At 70.8% G+C, this 16,098-nt stretch carries 20 protein-coding genes and 7 pseudogenes; 7 read left to right on the top strand and 20 right to left on the bottom strand.

What is annotated here, in order from left to right; genetic code table 11:
* The first annotated feature begins 112 nt into the window (after nt 1-112).
* The 3 genes from O0235_RS09440 (at nt 113) to O0235_RS09430 (ending at nt 1,172) form a co-directional block, all read left to right on the top strand.
* Nucleotides 113-256: a PIN domain-containing protein gene (locus tag O0235_RS09440; RefSeq protein ID WP_270055538.1), complete on the top strand. Its 144-nt coding sequence runs from the start codon at nt 113-115 to the stop codon at nt 254-256.
* A 99-nt stretch (nt 257-355) separates the two neighbouring features.
* Nucleotides 356-553 (top strand): hypothetical protein, encoded by a 198-nt coding sequence (locus tag O0235_RS09435; RefSeq protein ID WP_270055537.1) that lies wholly within the window; start codon nt 356-358, stop codon nt 551-553.
* 85 nt (nt 554-638) lie between these two features.
* Nucleotides 639-1,172, top strand: a complete 534-nt coding sequence (locus O0235_RS09430) for an enoyl-CoA hydratase/isomerase family protein (RefSeq protein ID WP_270055536.1) — start codon at nt 639-641, stop codon at nt 1,170-1,172.
* A 564-nt stretch (nt 1,173-1,736) separates the two neighbouring features.
* On the opposite strand, the pseudogene O0235_RS15940 reads toward O0235_RS09430, so the two are convergent.
* The 6 genes and pseudogenes from O0235_RS15940 to O0235_RS09390 form a co-directional block, all read right to left on the bottom strand.
* Nucleotides 1,737-1,913 (bottom strand): annotated as a pseudogene (locus tag O0235_RS15940) (flagellin N-terminal helical domain-containing protein); the annotation flags it as partial.
* Between the two features lie 191 nt (nt 1,914-2,104).
* The gene (locus O0235_RS09420) at nt 2,105-2,485 is read right to left on the bottom strand and encodes a flagellar basal body rod C-terminal domain-containing protein (RefSeq protein ID WP_270055534.1); all 381 of its coding nucleotides are present in this window, start codon (nt 2,483-2,485) and stop codon (nt 2,105-2,107) included.
* Nucleotides 2,482-4,357, bottom strand: a pseudogene (gene flgN, locus O0235_RS15935) (flagellar export chaperone FlgN). The gene O0235_RS09420 and the pseudogene flgN overlap by 4 nt, the downstream one beginning before the upstream one ends.
* Nucleotides 4,354-4,674, bottom strand: a complete 321-nt coding sequence (gene flgM / locus O0235_RS09400; protein WP_270055530.1) for a flagellar biosynthesis anti-sigma factor FlgM — start codon at nt 4,672-4,674, stop codon at nt 4,354-4,356. Before flgM ends, flgN begins: the two are co-directional and overlap by 4 nt.
* A gap of 20 nt (nt 4,675-4,694) precedes the next feature.
* Complete coding sequence (locus O0235_RS16290) at nt 4,695-5,744, bottom strand: flagellar hook-basal body protein (RefSeq protein ID WP_506005457.1); 1,050 nt, start codon at nt 5,742-5,744, stop codon at nt 4,695-4,697.
* A complete protein-coding gene (locus tag O0235_RS09390; RefSeq protein WP_270055528.1) occupies nt 5,683-6,009 on the bottom strand; it encodes a flagellar hook-basal body protein in 327 nt (108 codons plus the stop codon). The genes O0235_RS16290 and O0235_RS09390 overlap by 62 nt, the downstream gene beginning before the upstream one ends.
* Nucleotides 6,010-6,164: 155 nt before the next feature.
* Between O0235_RS09390 and O0235_RS09385 the strand changes: the two genes are divergently transcribed.
* Nucleotides 6,165-6,719, top strand: coding sequence for a hypothetical protein (locus O0235_RS09385; RefSeq protein WP_270055527.1), 555 nt, complete (start codon nt 6,165-6,167; stop codon nt 6,717-6,719).
* Here O0235_RS09385 and O0235_RS09380 read toward each other — a convergent pair.
* Genes O0235_RS09380 through O0235_RS09370 form a run of 3 tightly spaced genes read right to left on the bottom strand, consistent with a single transcriptional unit; the run spans nt 6,700 to nt 8,512 of the window.
* On the bottom strand, nt 6,700-7,242 hold the full coding sequence (locus O0235_RS09380) for a hypothetical protein (protein WP_270055526.1): 543 nt from the start codon (nt 7,240-7,242) through the stop codon (nt 6,700-6,702). The genes O0235_RS09385 and O0235_RS09380 overlap by 20 nt on opposite strands.
* 20 nt (nt 7,243-7,262) lie before the next feature.
* Nucleotides 7,263-7,379 (bottom strand): sigma factor-like helix-turn-helix DNA-binding protein, encoded by a 117-nt coding sequence (locus tag O0235_RS09375; RefSeq protein ID WP_270055525.1) that lies wholly within the window; start codon nt 7,377-7,379, stop codon nt 7,263-7,265.
* Entirely contained in the window at nt 7,376-8,512 is a 1,137-nt protein-coding gene (locus O0235_RS09370) for a sigma-70 family RNA polymerase sigma factor (RefSeq protein WP_270058056.1), read from the bottom strand. Before O0235_RS09370 ends, O0235_RS09375 begins: the two co-directional genes overlap by 4 nt.
* On the opposite strand from O0235_RS09370, the gene O0235_RS09365 reads away from it, so the two are divergent.
* The gene (locus O0235_RS09365) at nt 8,432-8,767 is read left to right on the top strand and encodes a hypothetical protein (protein WP_270058098.1); all 336 of its coding nucleotides are present in this window, start codon (nt 8,432-8,434) and stop codon (nt 8,765-8,767) included. The two genes, O0235_RS09370 and O0235_RS09365, sit on opposite strands and share 81 nt — an antisense overlap.
* Nucleotides 8,768-8,793: 26 nt before the next feature.
* Here O0235_RS09365 and O0235_RS15925 read toward each other — a convergent pair.
* Together O0235_RS15925 and O0235_RS09360 are read right to left on the bottom strand one after the other, a co-directional pair.
* Nucleotides 8,794-8,949 (bottom strand): annotated as a pseudogene (locus O0235_RS15925) (flagellar brake domain-containing protein); the annotation flags it as partial.
* A gap of 197 nt (nt 8,950-9,146) precedes the next feature.
* Complete coding sequence (locus O0235_RS09360) at nt 9,147-11,474, bottom strand: FHIPEP family type III secretion protein (protein ID WP_270058055.1); 2,328 nt, start codon at nt 11,472-11,474, stop codon at nt 9,147-9,149.
* An 86-nt stretch (nt 11,475-11,560) separates the two neighbouring features.
* On the opposite strand from O0235_RS09360, the gene O0235_RS16285 reads away from it, so the two are divergent.
* The gene (locus O0235_RS16285) at nt 11,561-11,731 is read left to right on the top strand and encodes a hypothetical protein (RefSeq protein WP_506005437.1); all 171 of its coding nucleotides are present in this window, start codon (nt 11,561-11,563) and stop codon (nt 11,729-11,731) included.
* 4 nt (nt 11,732-11,735) lie between these two features.
* On the opposite strand, the gene O0235_RS16280 is transcribed toward O0235_RS16285, so the two are convergent.
* The 9 genes and pseudogenes from O0235_RS16280 to fliP form a co-directional block, all read right to left on the bottom strand.
* Nucleotides 11,736-11,963, bottom strand: coding sequence for an FHIPEP family type III secretion protein (locus tag O0235_RS16280; protein WP_506005456.1), 228 nt, complete (start codon nt 11,961-11,963; stop codon nt 11,736-11,738).
* Nucleotides 11,964-12,516: 553 nt separating this feature from the next.
* Nucleotides 12,517-12,627: pseudogene (locus tag O0235_RS15915) on the bottom strand (EscU/YscU/HrcU family type III secretion system export apparatus switch protein); the annotation flags it as partial.
* 73 nt (nt 12,628-12,700) lie between these two features.
* Nucleotides 12,701-12,784, bottom strand: a pseudogene (locus O0235_RS15910) (hypothetical protein); the annotation flags it as partial.
* Nucleotides 12,781-13,146, bottom strand: a complete 366-nt coding sequence (locus O0235_RS09350; protein WP_270058054.1) for an EscU/YscU/HrcU family type III secretion system export apparatus switch protein — start codon at nt 13,144-13,146, stop codon at nt 12,781-12,783. The gene O0235_RS09350 and the pseudogene O0235_RS15910, both read right to left, overlap by 4 nt.
* Nucleotides 13,147-13,190: 44 nt before the next feature.
* Entirely contained in the window at nt 13,191-13,496 is a 306-nt protein-coding gene (locus O0235_RS09345) for an EscU/YscU/HrcU family type III secretion system export apparatus switch protein (protein ID WP_270055523.1), read from the bottom strand.
* Nucleotides 13,497-13,542: 46 nt separating this feature from the next.
* A complete protein-coding gene (locus O0235_RS09340) occupies nt 13,543-13,698 on the bottom strand; it encodes a hypothetical protein (RefSeq protein ID WP_270055522.1) in 156 nt (51 codons plus the stop codon).
* Nucleotides 13,686-14,291: pseudogene (locus tag O0235_RS09335) on the bottom strand (flagellar biosynthetic protein FliR); the annotation flags it as partial. The pseudogene O0235_RS09335 and the gene O0235_RS09340, both read right to left, overlap by 13 nt.
* Before the next feature lie 44 nt (nt 14,292-14,335).
* A complete protein-coding gene (gene fliQ, locus O0235_RS09330; RefSeq protein WP_270055520.1) occupies nt 14,336-14,611 on the bottom strand; it encodes a flagellar biosynthesis protein FliQ in 276 nt (91 codons plus the stop codon).
* A 9-nt stretch (nt 14,612-14,620) separates the two neighbouring features.
* A pseudogene (gene fliP / locus O0235_RS15905) lies at nt 14,621-15,245 on the bottom strand (flagellar type III secretion system pore protein FliP).
* Between the two features lie 351 nt (nt 15,246-15,596).
* Here fliP and O0235_RS09315 point away from each other — a divergent pair.
* Nucleotides 15,597-15,812 carry a hypothetical protein gene (locus O0235_RS09315; RefSeq protein ID WP_270055517.1) on the top strand — a complete coding sequence of 72 codons (216 nt, stop codon included), beginning with the start codon at nt 15,597-15,599 and terminating at the stop codon, nt 15,810-15,812.
* Nucleotides 15,813-16,098 lie beyond the last annotated feature (286 nt).

The following is a 16,098-nucleotide window of genomic DNA, read 5'->3' as shown; positions in this document are numbered from 1 at the left end:
GTTCCTGAATGCCGGCGCAGCGCTACCTGAGGCGCGGGCTGCTCTCGGGTGACGGAGCTCGAGGACCTCTTTCGGCGGGCTGCCGCGGCGGTAAGAGTCCACCAGCCCGACTATGCTCGCGTGGCCCGGGAACTCGAAGCGACGCGCTGCGACCGCCTACGACCTCGCGTACGTGGCGGCGGCGCGGGAGCTTGGGGTGCCGCTCGTGACGGGCGACCGGCAGGTGCTCGTCGGAGTTCACCGGGCGTGGCGGTGACGCCGGGCACCTGGCTGGAGGGCGCGGGCTGAGCGGCAGGAGACCGGAGGGGCCGTCACCCGTAGAATGCGGGCCACACCCTGCGCCGGAGCTGCACCGATGGAGTACACGTCGATCCTGTACGAGGTCGAGGACCGGGTCGCGACGATCACGCTGAACAAGCCGGAGCGGCTGAACGCCTTCGACGACGAGATGCTGGCGGAGTGGGCGCAGATGCCATCCGGCGGGCGGACCAGGACCGCGCCGTTGGCGCGATCATCATCACCGGGGCGGGGCGGGGCTTCTGCAGCGGGATGAACGTGGCGGCCGAGGCAGGCGGCCAGGGCGTGCTCCGGACGCAATCGACCGTGGCAGACCGGCGGCACAGCCTGCGTGCGACCGCGTGCACCCGATCCCGCTTCGCGCGCTGATCCAGCTGGAGAAACCGTACATCGCGGCCATCAACGGGGCAGCCGCGGGCGCGGGGATGGACATGGCGACGATGGCGGATATCCGGTTCGCGGCCTCGACGGCCCGGATGGGGATGACCTACGTGCGGATGGGGCTCATCCCGGGCGACGGCGGGGCCTACACGCTGCCGCGCATCGTCGGGGTGCAGCGGGCGCTCGACCTCATCTGGACGGGGCGGATGATCACGAGCGCATGGAGGCGCTGGATGATCGGCTACGTGCTGGCGGTGTACGAACCGGAGGAGCTCTTGCCGCGGGTGAAGGAGTACGCCCGGCAGATTGCGAAGGGGCCGGGGGTGGCGGTGCAGCTCTCGAAGAAGCTGGTCTACCGCTCCGCGAATATCTCCTTCGACGAGCACCTGGACATGGCGCAGATGGCGATGTTCATCGCGCAGTCGACGGAGGATGCGCGGGAGGGTCCGCGGGCGTTCGTGGAGAAGCGGGAGCCGCAGTTCAAGGGCTACTAGCGGCGGGGGCCGGCGGCTGCGCCGGCGGCTGCTCACCGGAGGTAGTTGAGCAGCGAGAGGTTCGACGTGCGGCCGATGCGCGCCGAGGGCAGCTTCGAGCGCGTTCTGGGCGGCGGTGAAGCGGACGATCGTCTCGGCGATGTCGATGTCTTCGACGCCGGCGCGGAGCTCCTGGAGGTTGGTATCGGTTTCGAGCGAACGGTAGTTCGTGGCTTCGAAACGGTTGGCAGGCGGGCGCCGACTTCGGCGCGGGCGCTCGAGGACGCGCTCGAGGCCGGCATCGATGTCGGCGATGAAGGGGCGGACCTGGGCGCCGGGTGCGCCGGACTGGAGCGCATCGCGGAGCTGGATGAGCTCCTGGAAGATCGAACCGAAGACGCGGTCGCCGATGACGTTGACGGGCACGACATCGCGGGCGGAGACGCGGCGGAGACGCTCGCCATAGTCGCCCTGCCAGGTGATGGCGGCAGGGGGGCTGCCGCCGACGGCGTAGGCGGGCGTGTTCGTCTGGTGGCCGCTGAAGATGTAGACGCCGCCGAAGCTGGTGTTGGCGACCTGGGCGAGCTGCTCGATGAGCTGGTTGACTTCGGCCGCGACGCCCTGCCGCTCGGCGGGGCCGAGGGTATCGTTGGCGGCCTGGACGGTGAGCTCGCGGGCGCGCTGGAGGAGGTCGGTGGCGCTGCTGAGCGCGGCCTCGGTGACGTTGAGGAAGGCAGTGCCGTTTTCGAGGTTGCGGCGCATCTGGGCTTGCCGAAGGCGATGGACTTGCGGTAATCCATGGCGAGCGCAGCGCCGGAGGGGTCATCGCTGGCGCGGTCGATGCGGCGGTTGGTGGCGAGCTGGCGCTGGACGCGGTCCATGCGCTCGGCGGCGGAGGTGAGGTAGGCAACCTGGTTCTGGACGCGGGACTGTTCGCTGAGTCGCATGTCGGGCTACCTCGTGACGCCGGTGCGGTTGATGAGGGTATCGAGCATGTCGTCGATGACGGTGATGACGCGGGCGGCGGCGTTGTAGGCGTGCTGGGCGGCCTGGAGGTTCGTCACTTCTTCATCGATGTTCACGCCGTGGGTGGCCTGGCGCATGGTGTCGAGGTGATCGACGAGGAGACCCTGGCGGACTGCTCCATGCCGAGCGCACGGTTGACGTCGGCGCCGAGGACGGCGACCAGGTTGGCGTAGAAGCAGTGCCGGGGGCGACGCATCGACGCGGATGGTGTCGTTGCCGGGGGCGGTGAGGTCGGCAACCTGCTGGGCGGCGGAGTAGGAGCCCGTCACGGCGACGTGGAGGGTGGCGACGACGTTCGAGCCGTTCATGAAGGTAATCGTCCCGCCGGGGCTGGAGATGGCGGCGGCGGTGTACGTGCCGATGGGGTTGGATCCGTTGTACTGGATGCTCGAGGGTGCGCGGAGGCGGGCGGGTTCTCGACGATGGTGTAGTTGCCGGGCTGAAGGGAGCCGGCGACGGTGAGGCCGGTGAGCGTGACGCCCGCTGAGAGCGTCTCGCCGGTGACGAGGTTGGCGGCAGGGATGCCCGCGGCCATGTTGGGCTGGAGTTCGAGGCCGGCGATGCGGAGGGCGATGCTGGCATCGCCGGGGGCGTTCGGGTTGGCGGCCGTGGCGATCTGGTGGGGGTTGGCGGCGAGGACGGGGTTGAGCTGGATATCGCCGGCGCCGTCGTGCCCTGGAGGAAATCGAGGCCGGTGGATGTTATCGAGGCCGTAGCCCTGGCGGTGGATGGTGTTGACGCCGTTGATGATGCCCGGGATGGCGAAGGCGTCGAGCTTGCGCATGAGGTCGGGCAGGGCCTGGTCGCGCGCATCGAGGACGCCCTTGAGCTTGCCGCCGTTGGACGACGCGGACGTCGAAGCCGTCGACCTGCCAGGTGAGCTTCGTCATGGTGGTGTCGGCCGGGTCGGGGCCGGCGACGATGGTGCGGGCCGTGGTGCCGAAGACGAGTTCGTGGGAGCCGAGGTAGACGGAAACTTCGCCGGTCTGGGATTCGCTGTACTGGATGCTGGCGACCTCGCTGAGCTTGTCGAGGAGGAGGTCGCGGCGGTCGCGGAGGTCATTGGCGCGTTCGCCGTTGAGTTCGACCTGCTTGATCTGGAGGTTGAGGCCGGCGATTTCGCGGGCGTAGGCGTTGATTTCGTCCGCGAGGGCGGTCACCTGCTGGTTGAGGTTGCGGCGCATGGAGGTCGATCTCGGCGTGGGCGGCCTGGACGCGGAGCGTGAACGTCTGGGCGGCGTGGACGAGAGGCGGTCGCGGGCGGCGGAGGATTCAGGCTCGTTGGCGACGTCGTGCCAGGCAGCCCAGAAGCGGGCGAGGAGGGGACGGAGAGGCCGTCGGTTCGGAGGGGTCGTTGAAGACCGCCTCGGCGTTGCGGAGCGGGGTGGAGAAGGCGGAGTGCTGGCCGCGGGCGGAGAGGGCCTGCCGCGCCTGGTAGTCCGATGAAGGCATCGCGGATGCGGTGGACGTCGCGGGCGTCGACGCCGAAGCCGGCGCGGCCGAGGAGACTGTCGCGGCTGGACCATGCGGAGCCTTCGAGGCCGATGGGGCGAAGGAGGACGCGCTGGCGGGAGAGGAGCCGGGCGTCTGGGCGTTGGCGATGTTGTGGGCAGCGACCGTTGTCGACGGCGAGCTGGTGCGCCCGGAGGGCTTTGACAGCGGTATCGAGGCCGATGGAGAGGGCCATGGCAGTGCCTCAGGCGGTCTTCGAGACGAAGCCGGGGCCCCCCTGACGTCGTGGCGGCCTGGCCGGTCGGGCTGTAGGTCGGGGAGGTGTGGCCGGCGAGGATGGCGGCCCAGCGATCGCGGACGCGCATGGCGTTCAGCACGAGACGGGCGTTGGCTTCCTGGACCTCGCGGAGTTCGAGGGCCCGGGCGGCGAGGCGCTCGCGGAGGTCGGCGAACCCGTCCACACCGAGGTTCTCGGCATGCGCGGCGAGGTCATCGAGGGTGTGGAAGGCGAGGCCAACGGTTCTGAGCAAATTCAAACGATCGGATTCGCGGGCCTCGATGCGGCGGACGGCCTCGAGCATCTGCTGGCTGACGGCTTCGACGCGGGTGCGGTAATCGGCGGCGATGAGGGCCCGCTGCTCTTCGCGCGCGAGGCCGACGAGCGCAGCGAGGAGCTGCTCTTCGTCGCGCAGGATGGCGAGCGCCTCGCGCAGGAGGGCGGCACTCATCCGAGGTCCCCGGCGATGCCGTTCGCGAGGAGGCGGGCGGCGATGTCGCGGGCGTTGGAGGTGTAGGTGCCGTTGGCGATGGCGGCCTTGAGGGCGGCGACCTTCTCAGCGCGGACGTCGCGGGCCTCGGAAACGGCGCGGGCGGCCTCGGCGATGACGCGGACGCGGGGGGAGAGGCTGAGGACGTCGTGGCTGCCGCGGGCGCCCGCCGCCTGGCCGGCCTCGAGCCAGTTCCGTTCGGCTGGCCTGCGGCGCCCGGGCCGCCGGCGGGATTGAGGTGCGCGCCGCCGAGGTTGAGCTCCGTCGATGCGTGCCATGGGGTGCCTCCTGGCGGGTGCTAGCGGGTGATGCGGGTGGCGAGCTCGAGCATGGCGTCGCCGACGGCGAAGGTCCTGGCGCAGGCGCTGTAGGCGCGCTGGGCGACGATCATGCTGACGAACTCCTGGGCCACATCGACATTGGAGCTTTCGAGCGTGCCGGGCCGCAATGGGGCGAATCCCTGATCGCCGGGGGTGCCGTACTCGGGTTCGCCGCTGTTGAGGGTGGGGCGGTAGAGGCCGCCGCCGAGGAGTTCGAGGCCCTCGGGGTTGGCGAAGCGGGCGAGCGGAAGGCGGGCGACCTCCCGGGGCTCGCCGTTCTCGTCGAGGGCGATGAGGGAGCCGGTGGGGTCGAGGAAGGGGGAGGTGAAGCCCTCCGGGAGACGGATGGGGTCGCCGTTGACGTCGGGAACGATGCGGCCGGCATAGTCCACGAGGGTGCCCTCGCCGTCGAGCAGGAAGCCGCCGTAGCGGGTGAAGAGAGCCTCGCCGCCGTCGCCGCGGATGATGAAGAAGGCGCCGTCCTGGAGGGCGGCGTGGAGCGGGGAGTCGCTCGCCGGAGGAGGGCGCCGGGCTGGAAGAGGAGGTCGCGGGTGGTGGCGGCGACGCCGAGCCGCGACGTCTCGGGGGCCGGTTCGGGGTCGGGGAGGACCCTGGTGGAGGGCGCGGAACGCTTTGAAGGCGCTGGTGTTGGCGTTGGCGAGGTTGTGGGACGACGGTATCGAGGACGTTCTGGTTGTGGATGAGGCCGATCTGGCGGACGGCGCCGAGGATGGTGGGCACGGGCGGGAACCTCCGGGTGGGGCTAGAGGCGGCCGAGTTCGCCGGCGGCCTGCTCGAGGGTGGTGTCGAGGCGGGCAAGAACGGCCTGTGCTGGCCTGGTAGACACGCTGGACGGCGAGGAGGGAGGTGAGTTCCTCGACGAGGTTGGCGTTCGAGGATTCGAGGAAGCCCTGGCGGAGACCGGGCCCGCCAACGGGCGGCTGGCCTTCGCCCGGCTGACCGAGGTCATCGGCGGAGGGCGCGGAAGTAGGCTTCGCCGGCGCGTTCGAGCTGGAGCGGCGCGAAATCGCGGATGCGGAGGGCGGCGATTGCGTTGCCGTTCGCGTCCTGGATGACGCCGTCGGGGGTGATGGTGACGGGGTCGAGCGGGAGGGTGATGGGCTGGCCGTCTTCGCCGAGGACGAAATAGCCGGCGGAGGTGACGAGGTTGCCGGCGGCGTCGCGCTGGAAGCGGCCGTCGCGGGTGTAGAAGACGTTGCCCTGGTCGTCGCGGATGGTGAAGAAGCCGGCGGAGAGGGCGAGGTCGAGTTCGAGGCCGGTCTGGCGGAGCATGCCCTGCTGGAAGTCGGTGACGAACTCGGCGACGAACTTGCCGGTGCCGATCTGGCCGACGACGGCCTGGATGCGGGCGGGGAGCGGCGCGGGGACGGGCGCCTGCTGGGAGAGGAGGACCTCCGGGAGCGGGCTGAGCGAGGCGATTTCGCTGCTTGAAGCCGATGGTGTTGGCGTTGGCGATGTTGTTGAGCGAGGACGTCCTGGTAGCGCCAGGCGGCTTCCATGCCGGTGAACGCGGAATAGAGCCCTTTGATCATGCGGAGTTCCTCCGGGCGAAGGATGAAGCGGAGCGCGACGAAGGCGAGGCCGCCGACGGCGAGCATGGTGAAGGCGGTGCGGGCGATGCGGGTGGTGAGGGATTCGGCGGGGCGTTCGCCGGTGTCGGGGAGGGGCTGCCGGGGCGGACGTCGCCGCGGGCGGCTGCTGCCGTCGTCGGCGATGACTTCGAAGCGGCCGGCGATGGCGAGATCGTGGCCGCGGAGCTGGCGTTTTCGGGCGCGGAGGCGGGCCGCGCGGACGACGACGAAGATGCGGTAGTCGTAGGAGGTGAGGCCCTGGATGGCGGGCATGTCGAGGACGCCGATGCCGTCGGGGCCGGTGGGGATGACGCCGACGCGGAAGGGGGCGGCCGCGCCGCCGGTGAGCCAGCCTTCGTAGACGTAGCCCTCGACGGGCGGCAGGATTGCTTCACATCGACGCGGGCGTAGGCTTCGGAGAAGGAGAATTCGAGGACGCCCTCGGCATCGCGGGGGCCGAAGTTGGAGATGCCCTCGAGGTAGGTGAGCTTGACGAGCTGGGGGACGCCGTTGGCGCGGGCGGGCTGGCCGGCGAAGAGCGCGGCGGCGAGCGCGATGCCGGCGAGGAGCACGCTGGCGAACGCAGCGCGGTTGTCCCGGTCGATGAGGCGATCCCCTGGCGGCGCAGGAGGAGGCGGACCTCTTCTTCGCTGCGGTGCATGCGGCGGGCGAGCTCGGCGACATCGACGCGGCCCTGGTCGGAGGGCGTCGGCGGGGTACGCGCGGAGCGGCCGTGTAGGCCGCCGCTGGCGGCGCGGCGGGCGGCTGCGCCCCGGACGGGGATGCCGGGCGCGGGGGCTTCGTCGGCGGGTTCGACGGCGGCGGACCGGGCGGGTCCCGGCGCGGAGCTGAACTGGACCTGGAGGTAGAGGTAGAAGAGCGCGCCGAGGGTGACGAGCTGGGAGATGGCGAGCAGGGCGATGACGTCGGTCATGGCGGGCCTCCGGGGTGCGGTCAGGGGTTGCGCTCGCGGGCGAGGCGGGCGCGAAGACGGCCGAGTGCGCGGCCGTGGAGCTGGCAGACGCGGGATTCGGAGATATCGAGGATCTGGGCGATTTCCTTCATGGTCATTTCAGTCGCGGTAGTAGAGGCTGATCGATGAGCCACTCGCGTTCGGGGAGGGTCTTGATGGCGGCGGTGAGGGCATCGAGGAGCTGGCGCTTTTCGAGGCGCTCGGTGAAGTCCTCTTCGTTGGGGTCGGCGGGGAGCTCGGTGGGCGCGGTGCCGTCTTCGTTGTTGTCGCGGTCGAGGAGGCCGTCGAGGGAGACGGTGACCCAGCTGGCATCGATGAGGGCCTGGTTGTACTGCTCGGGGGTGAGACCCATGAGCCGGGCGGCTTCTTCGTCGGTGGGTTCGCGGCCGTGCTCGCGCTCGAATTCGACGTGGATTTGCTCGAGGCGGCGGGCCTTCTGGCGGACGGAGCGGGGCAGGCGGTCGAGGGAGCGGAGGGCGTCGATGATGGCGCCGCGGATGCGGGAGATGGCGTAGGTTTCGAACTTGACGCCCTTGGAGCCGTCGAAGCGGTCGAGGGCTTCGATGAGGCCGATGGTGCCGTAGGAGAGGATGTCCTCGTAATCGAGGATGGCGGGGAGGCCGATGGCGAGGCGGCCGACGACGTATTTGACGAGGGGCGCGTACTGGCGGATGGCGGCTTCGCGGTCTTCGAAGAGGGGGGCGCTGGCGGCGACGTGCGGTGGCCATTGGTGCGGCTCCTCAGGGGTTACTCGTCGGGCTGGTCGGTGTCGTCCGGCTGGCGGTCGGCGGGAGGCGGCGGCTGGGGCCGGGGCGGGCTGGTGAGGACGATCGCCTCGGCGCCGAAGGCGACGGCCGTGACGAGGACGAAGGTGAAGATGGCCGGCGCATGAGGGCCTGGTCGAAGGGGTAGCCGGCGCGGGTGCCGAGCCATGCGGCGGCGACGGCCATGGCGTAGGGCGGCGTAAACGCCGTAGCGGGCGATGGTGTAGGGCGGGAGGGCGTTCACAGCTGGCCCCTCCGGCGCATTTCGATCTGGCGGCGCATGAGGTAGCGGGCGATGAGGTCGCGCTGGGCGCGGGGTCATCTCGAGGAATTCGCAGTGGAGGCGGCGCATGCGGTAGCCGCGCTCGGGTTCGCGGACGGAGACGATGCGGGCGCGGACGGCGATCGTCGCCGGCTTCGGGCAGGACGGCTTCGATGCCGAGGCGCTCGCCGGCAACGGCGAACACCTTGGAGGCGATGCAGCAGCCGCTTTCGGAGAGGTCGACGATGGTGCCGTCGAACTCCTGCTCGGCGGTCTCGTCGCCTTCGACGACGAGCCGGTAGATCGGCGGGAGGGTTTGCATGGCGACCTGGAGGCGGTAGTTGCGCCGGCGCTCGTGGCAGTCGATGAAGGGCGGGAGGCGAAGGTATTCGATGGCGCCGTCCGGAAGCTGTGGCCGATGACGGTCTCGGTGACGAAGCGCCAGCGCTTCTGGCGGTAGATGTAGACGGAGCGGACGAGGGTGCCGGCGGCGAGGGGGCGGGGCTTGAGGCCGCGCATGGGGACGAGGATGGCGACCCGCTCGGCGTCGACGTCTTCGATGCGGGTGGCGTAGGACTCGGTGCCCTCGCGGGTGGAGACTTCGATGCGGAGGGCGGTGCCGGGGAGGAGACCCTGGGCCATGAAGGGATTGTTAGGCCGCGGGGCCGGGGCGCCCGAATTCGACATCTCCCGTGATGGGGTCGATGGAGAGCCCTGATGCGCGCGTGAAGGCGGGAATGGCGGCGGTCACGGCTCTGCTCCTGCTTCGAAGGTAGGCCCGCGGCGCCCGGCACCGGGTGGCAGGGCGGTGACAGGGGGGCTGCGGGCGGGCGATGGTTCTATGGTTGCGGGGCGGGGATGCGGCACCCATCGGCGGGCTCTGGCCTGCCGGGGGCAGGGGAATCCCCTGATCGCGAGGCAGCGGGAGGCGCCGAGGCCGGCTCAGGCGGTCGCCGCGAGGCGAGGCGAGGCGGCGGGGAAGAGGCCGGCGGCGAGTGGCGGCCGGGTCGGCGACGGATGATGCCGGCGGCGATGTCGCGGCCGGCAGAGAGGAAGGCGAGGCCGAGGCCGGTCTCGGCGACGGAGTTCGAGGCCGGCGGCAAGAGAGGGAGCGAGGTCGGTCCCGGTGAGGACGGCGCCGGCGAAGCGGGCGAGGGGGAGGCCCTGGACGGCGGCGCGGGCGGCGCCCGGCTGCCAGTGGGCCGGGATGGCCAGATAGGCGAAGTGGGCCGCGCTGGGGATGGGCGGCGGCGCCCACGGGCCGGCGCGGCGTATCGACGAAGAGGCAGGCGCCGCGGGATCGGGCCCGGGTCGGCGGCGCGGACGAGTTCGCCGGGGCGTGAAGGCCTCGGCGAAGGGGAGGCCGAGAGCGTCGGCGCAGGCGCGGATGGCCGATCGCGTGCGCCGGCGCGGACGGGTGATATCGGCGGCGACGAGGAGGGCAGGCCGGCCGGCATCGGCGCAGTCGAGCGCCATCTTGAGGAGGGCGGTGGTGCGGCCGGAGCCCTCGGCGCCCTGGATGGTGACGAGAGCCGTCTGGCCATCCGGGGGGTAGGAGGCGACGGCGAGGCTGCGAGCCAGCGCTCGAGGGCGGCAGCGGGGGTGCGCTGCCCCGGGGGCCGCGTCGATGACAGCGCGGGCGGCGGCAGCATCCCAGCCGAGGCCGGCGAGCGCTTCGAGGATGCCGTCCTCCGGGCCGGGGAGGGGACCGGGAGCGGCGGGGCGGAGAGCGGGGCTCGAGGACAGGGGGCGGGGCCGGCTCCTCGGCGTGCGGCGAGCTCTTCGAGGTCCGCGACGGTGATGCCGGGGGCGGTTTCGACGCGGCGGAGCGCTTCTTCGAGGACGGCCTGCTGGAGGTGGAGCGGGAGCGATTCGGCAGGTTCGGCGGCGGGCGCGGCGATGATTTCGACGAGCGGCGGGGCGCCGTCGCGGTGGAGCGAGCGGGTGGAGAGGATGACGGCATCGGGCCCGAGGAGCTTCGCGGCGGATGCGGGCGAAGAGGCGCGTGGTGTCGTTACCGATGAAGCGCTTCGTTTCCAACGTTCACCTCGATGTTGCCGATGGCTTCGACGTGGGTTTGGGGGGTGATCTCGGCGAAGGAGAGGACGCACGACGTTCGGGAGGCGGCGCTCGAGGAGGCGCCGGAGGGCGAGGCGGATGCGGGAGGAGCAGAGGATGACCGAGGTCGCGGCCCGACGCGGCGACACGCTCGACTTCGGCAGCGACGACGCCGACGAGGCGCTGCACCTGCCAGGGGGCCATGGCGACCTGGCTGCCGCGGTCGGTCTGCTGAATGCTGGCGGCGATCTCCTCTGGTCGGTGCGGGGGCCGACGGTGATGACGCGGATGGTCCCGGTTTCGTCGGCGTACTGGCGGCTGATCTGGCGGGCGAGGGCGGCGCGGGCGTATTCGGTGAGGAGGTCGATATCGCGGGTGAGGCGGGCCTGGGTGGCGAGGGTTTCGCAGATGGTGACGAGGTCGCGGATGGAGACGCGCTCGGCGAGGAGGTTCTGGAGGACTTCCTGGACTTCGCCGACGGTGAGGGTGGAGGGGATGAGGTCGTCGACGAGGGCGGGGTACTCCTTGCGGAGGTTTTCGAGGAGGTCCTGGGTGTCCTGGCGGGAGAGGAGGTCGGGAGCGAAGCGGCGGACGAGTTCGGTGAGGTGGGTGGCGAGGACGGATTCGGCATCGACGACGGTATAGCCGAGGAGTTCGGCGCGTTCGCGGTAGGCAGGGGTGATCCAGCGGGCGGGCAGGCCGAAGGCGGGCTCGACGGTTTCGATGCCGGGGATGTCGCCTTCGGCGGTGCCGGGGTCCATGGCGAGGTAGTGGCCGGGCTGGAGGGTGCCGCGGGCGATTTCGACGCCGCGGAGCTTGACGACGTAGGCGTTCGGGGCGAGGCCGAGATTGTCACGGACGCGGACGGTGGGGAGGACGATGCCGAGTTCGAGGGCGAGCTGGCGGCGGATCTGGGTGATGCGGCGGAGGAGGGTGCCGCCGGCCTGTTCGTCGACGATGGGGATGAGGCCGTAGCCGACCTCGATTTCGAGGGGGTCGACGGTCATCATCTGGATGACCTGCTGGGGGCCGAGCTGTTCAGGCTCGGGGACCGGGTCGGGGCGGGCGGCGATGGCGGCGAGTTCGGCCTGGCGCTTCGAGCGGTCGATGAGGTAGCCGCCGGCGCCGACGGTGGCGAGCCACGAGGAGGAAGGGGAGGCGGGGGAGGCCGGGGAGGGCGGCGAAGAGGGCGAGCATGGCGGCGGCGACGTACATCGGCCGCGACTGCATGGTGATCTGGGAGAAGACCTGGGAGCCGAGGTTCGTCTCGCCGGCAGCGCGGGTGACGATGATGCCGGTGGCGGTGGAGATGAGGAGCGCGGGGAGCTGGGAGACGAGGCCGTCGCCGACGGTGAGCTTCGCGTAGAGGTTCAGGGCTTCGGCGGGGCCGACGCCCTGCTGGAGGATGCCGATGGAGAGGCCGCCGATGATGTTGACGAGGATGATGACGATGCCGGCGATGGCATCGCCTTTGACGAACTTGGAGGCGCCGTCCATGGCGCCGTAGAAATCGGAACTTCCTGGCCGATGGCTTTGCGGCGCTCGCGGGCTTCGGCCTCGTTGATGAGGCCGGCGTTGAGGTCGGCGTCGATCGCCATCTGCTTGCGCGGGCATGGCATCGAGGGTGAAGCGGGCGGCGACTTCGGCGACGCGGCCGGCGCCGTTGGTGATGACGACGAACTGGATGACGACGAGGATGAGGAAGACGACGAGGCCGACGACGAGGTTGCCGCCGACGACGAAGCTGCCGAACGAGTGGACGACTTCGCCGGCGTCTGGCCGTGGAGGAGGATGAGGCGGGAGGTGGAGACGTTGAGCGCGAGGCGGTAGAGGGTGGTGATGAGGAGGAGGGAGGGGAAGACGGAGAACTTGAGCGGCTCTTCGGTGTAGATGGCGACGAGGAGGATGACGACGCTGACGGCGAGGTTGACGGTGAGGAAGGGGACATCGAGGAGTGGCGCCGGCAGCGGGATGATCATCATCCCGACGATGGTGATGATGCCGGCGGCGAGGAGGATGTCGGTCTGGCCGAGGAGGCGGGTGAGGGAGGCGGACGCGGGGCGGGGCTGGGCCTGGACGGTCACCTGGCGGCTCCTGGGGCGGTGGTGCGGCGGCCGGCGCGGGCCGGCGCAGGGCGTAGACCCACGCGAGGACTTCGGCGACGGCGTGGAAGAGGCTGGCCGGGATGTACTGGCCGACCTGGACGCTGGCATGGAGGGCGCGGGCGAGCGGCGGCTCTTCGAGAACGGGGACGCCGGCTTCGCGGGCGACTCTCGCGGATGCGGAGGGCGAGGTAGTCCTGCCCCTTGGCGACGACCATGGGTGCGGGCATGGAGACGGCGTCGTATTTGAGGCGCGACGGCGTAGTGGGTCGGGTTGGTGACGACGCAACGTCGGCGGTTTTGACGGCGGCGATCATGCGGATTGAGGAGCTGCTGGCGCCGGCGGCTGGATGGCGGCTTTGATGTGGGGGTCGCCGTCGGTTTCCTTGAGCTCCTGCTTCACTTCGTGCTTCGTCATGCGGAGGCGCTTGAGGTGCTGGCGGCGCTGCCAGGCGTAATCGGCGAGGGCGAGGAGGAAGAGGACGCCGGCGGCGCGGAAGGCGATATCGAAGCCGAGGGAGGCAAGGCGGGCGGTGACCGCGGCGCCGATGCTGAGGGCGCCGAGGCCGGCGAGGTCGGCGAACTGGGCGCGGAGGGTGAGGCCGACGACGAGCGGCGATGCCATGACGAACTTGAGAAGGGATTTGGCGAGGCGGAAGAGGCCGTCAACGGAGACGATCCGCTTGAGGCCGGCGCCGGGGTTGACCCGCGAGAGCTGGGGCTTCAGCCGGCCTGGCCGGTGAACAGGGGGCCGACCTGGGCGACGTTGAGGGCGACGGCGGAGACGGCGGCGAGGCCGAGGAGGGGAAGGAGGGCGCGGACGGTCTGCCAGGCGGTCTCGCGGGCGAGCTGCTGGGCGGATTCGCGGGTGAGTTCGGGCACGGGCTGGCCGAGGCCCTGCGCGAGGATGGCGGCGAGGCTCGCCCAGAGGGCGGGGCCGAGCAGCTTCATGGCAAGCACCGCGAGGAGGAGGGCGCCGATGGAGACGACCTCATCGCTGCGGGCGACAGTCGCCTTTCTGGCGGGCATCGCGGAGGCGTTTTGGGGTTGGCGCTTCGGTGCGTTCGCCCGCCATCTAGGGAGCCCCTCCGCCGAGGAGGATGCGGCTCGAGCCGGCGAGGGAGGCGCCGAAGACGCCGTTCATCAGCTGCATGGTGACCGGGAGGGCGGCGCCGAGGACGAGGATGCCGACGCCGATCTTGACCGGGGCGCCGACGATCAGAATCTGCACCTGGGGGACGGTGCGAAGGCGACGATGCCCATGCCGACGTCGGTGAGGAGCAGGGCGGCCATGACGGGCATGGCGATGCGGACGGCGGTGACGGTGAGGCCGGCGACGAGGGAAGTGATGCCGGACGGCGCCAGGCTGAAGGGGTCGAACGTGCCGGGCGGGACGGCCTGGAGGGTTTCGGCGAGCGACTGGATGACGAGGTGGTGGCCGTTGATGGCGAAGAAAACGAGGGTGACGAGGAGGGCGTAGAACTGGTCGAAGACGCCGAATTCGGTGCCGGTGATGGGGTCGAAGACGGCGCCGAGCCCGAAACCGACCTGGAGGCCGATGACGCGGGAGGCCATCTGGAGGCCGATGAAGACGATGTTCATGGCGAGGGCCGAGGAGATACCGAGGCCGAAAAGGGTCTCGCGGAGGACGTCGTCGACGAGGCGGCCGAACGTCTCAGGCGGCTGGCCGCCGGGGAGCCTGGTGATTGGAGTGAGCACGAGGGCCGTGAAGACGGCGAAGCCGATTTTCGCCTGGGCGGGGATGCCGCGGTGGGAGAGGAGCGGCGAAGAGACGAGCATGGCGGAGGTGCGGATGAGGATGAGGAGGAAGGTGTAGGTCGTGACGGGGGAGAGGTCGAGGGCCATGGTCAGCGCCCGTACGCGGCCATGTTCGCGAAGATGCCGGCGGAGAAATCGAGGAGGGTGGACATCATCCAGAGGGCCATGCCGAAGAGGAGCATCGCGACGAAGACGGCGATGAGCTTGGGAACGAAGGTGAGGGTGGCTTCGTTGACCTGGGTGGCCGCCTGGATGATGGAGACGACCATGCCGACGACGAGGGTGGTGCCGAGGATGGGCGCGCCGACGAGCATGCCGACGGTGAGGGCTTCGCGCATGAGGCCGAGGATGACGCCTTCGTTCACGGGATGCTCCTAGGCAAAGCTCCCGACGAGGGAGCCGACGATGAGATACCAGCCATCGCACGAGGACGAAGAGGAGGATTTTGAAGGGGAGGGAGACGATGACGGGGGGCAGCATCATCATGCCCATGCTGAGGAGGGCGGAGGAGATGACGAGGTCGATAGATGAGGAAGGGGACGAACATGACGAAGCCCATCTGGAGCAGGCCGTCTTCAGTTCGCTGATGGGCTGAAGGCGGGGACGAGGACGTAGGTGGGGACGTCGTCGGGGCTGTTGGCGGCTTGGGGCTGCGCGGAGAGCTTGAGGAAGAGCGGCGAGGTCCTGCTCGCGGGTTTGCTTGAGCATGAACTGGCGGAGGGGGGCTTCGCCGCGCTCGAAGGCTTCCTGCTGGGAGATGGTGCCGGCGAGGTAGGGCTGGATGGCCTCGTCGTTGATGGTCTTCGACCTGCGGGGCCATGACGAAGGCGGTGAGGAAGAGGGCCATGCCGATGAGGACCTGGTTGGGCGGCAGCTGGGGCCGATGCCGATTGCGTTCCGGACGAGGGAGAGGACGACGATGATGCGGGTGAAGGAGGTGACCATCACGAGGATGGCAGGGGCGAGGGAGAGGACGGTGATGAGGACGAGGAGCTGGATGGCGGCGGAGACGTTGCGGGGGTCCTGGGCGAGCGCCGCCGGGTCCTGCGGAGCGGCCGGCTGACCGGGGGCGGCCGTCTGCTGGACGGCAGCCGGTGAGGAGGACGAGCGCGAGGCCGAGAAGAGCGAGGGCGGAGGAGGATGCGCCGTCGGCGGCGGGGTTTCTGGCGGTGCGCCACGCTGGCCCCCGGTGGGAAAGCCAGGTGAGGCGCCAGCGTATCGGCGGAAGGGGGCGGGCCTGAATCCGGAGAACCCCAGCGGGGCGGGGGCGGTTCCCTCACGGGCTGGGGGCGGGGAACCCTGATCCGGGGCCGGGGAGGCGCCTATGGCTGGCGGCGTGGCTCGGCGCCGATGACGGGTTCGCGGGCGGCGCGCTGCTCGGTGCGGCGGAGGGAGTCGACGGAGCTGGGCAGCGAAGTCGCCGAGGGGGAGCGGGTCGTTCTTCGCGTCGGCGGCGGCGAGCACGCGCGCGGCCTCCTCGGGAGTGAGGGCTTCGAGCATGGTGATCTGCTGGGGGGTGGCGCCGATGGCGATGACGCGGTCGCCAAGCGCCAGGAGGTGGCATAGTGCGGCCGCTGCTGATGGGGAGGGTGTCGACGACGCGGAGGAAGCCGGTGGTGCTGGCGGGCTGCGGCCATGCGGCGGGCCCACCAGCGGAGCCCGACGATGGAGCCGGCGATGATGAGGGCGACGAGGCCGAGCCGCCAGCCGAGGGAAACGAGGTCGCCTGGGGCCGGCAGGGAGAAGCCTGCTTCCGGGGCCGCCGCCGGGGCCGCGGAGTCGGCAGCCGCCCCGGGGTCGGCGGGGACGCAGCGTGGGGGAGGCCGGGCGGGGGGAGGGCGCCGCGAGGGAG

This window comes from Tepidiforma flava (assembly GCF_027594505.1).
Taxonomy (GTDB): domain Bacteria; phylum Chloroflexota; class Dehalococcoidia; order Tepidiformales; family Tepidiformaceae; genus Tepidiforma; species Tepidiforma flava.
This window is presented reverse-complemented; position numbering and strand designations above follow the sequence as displayed.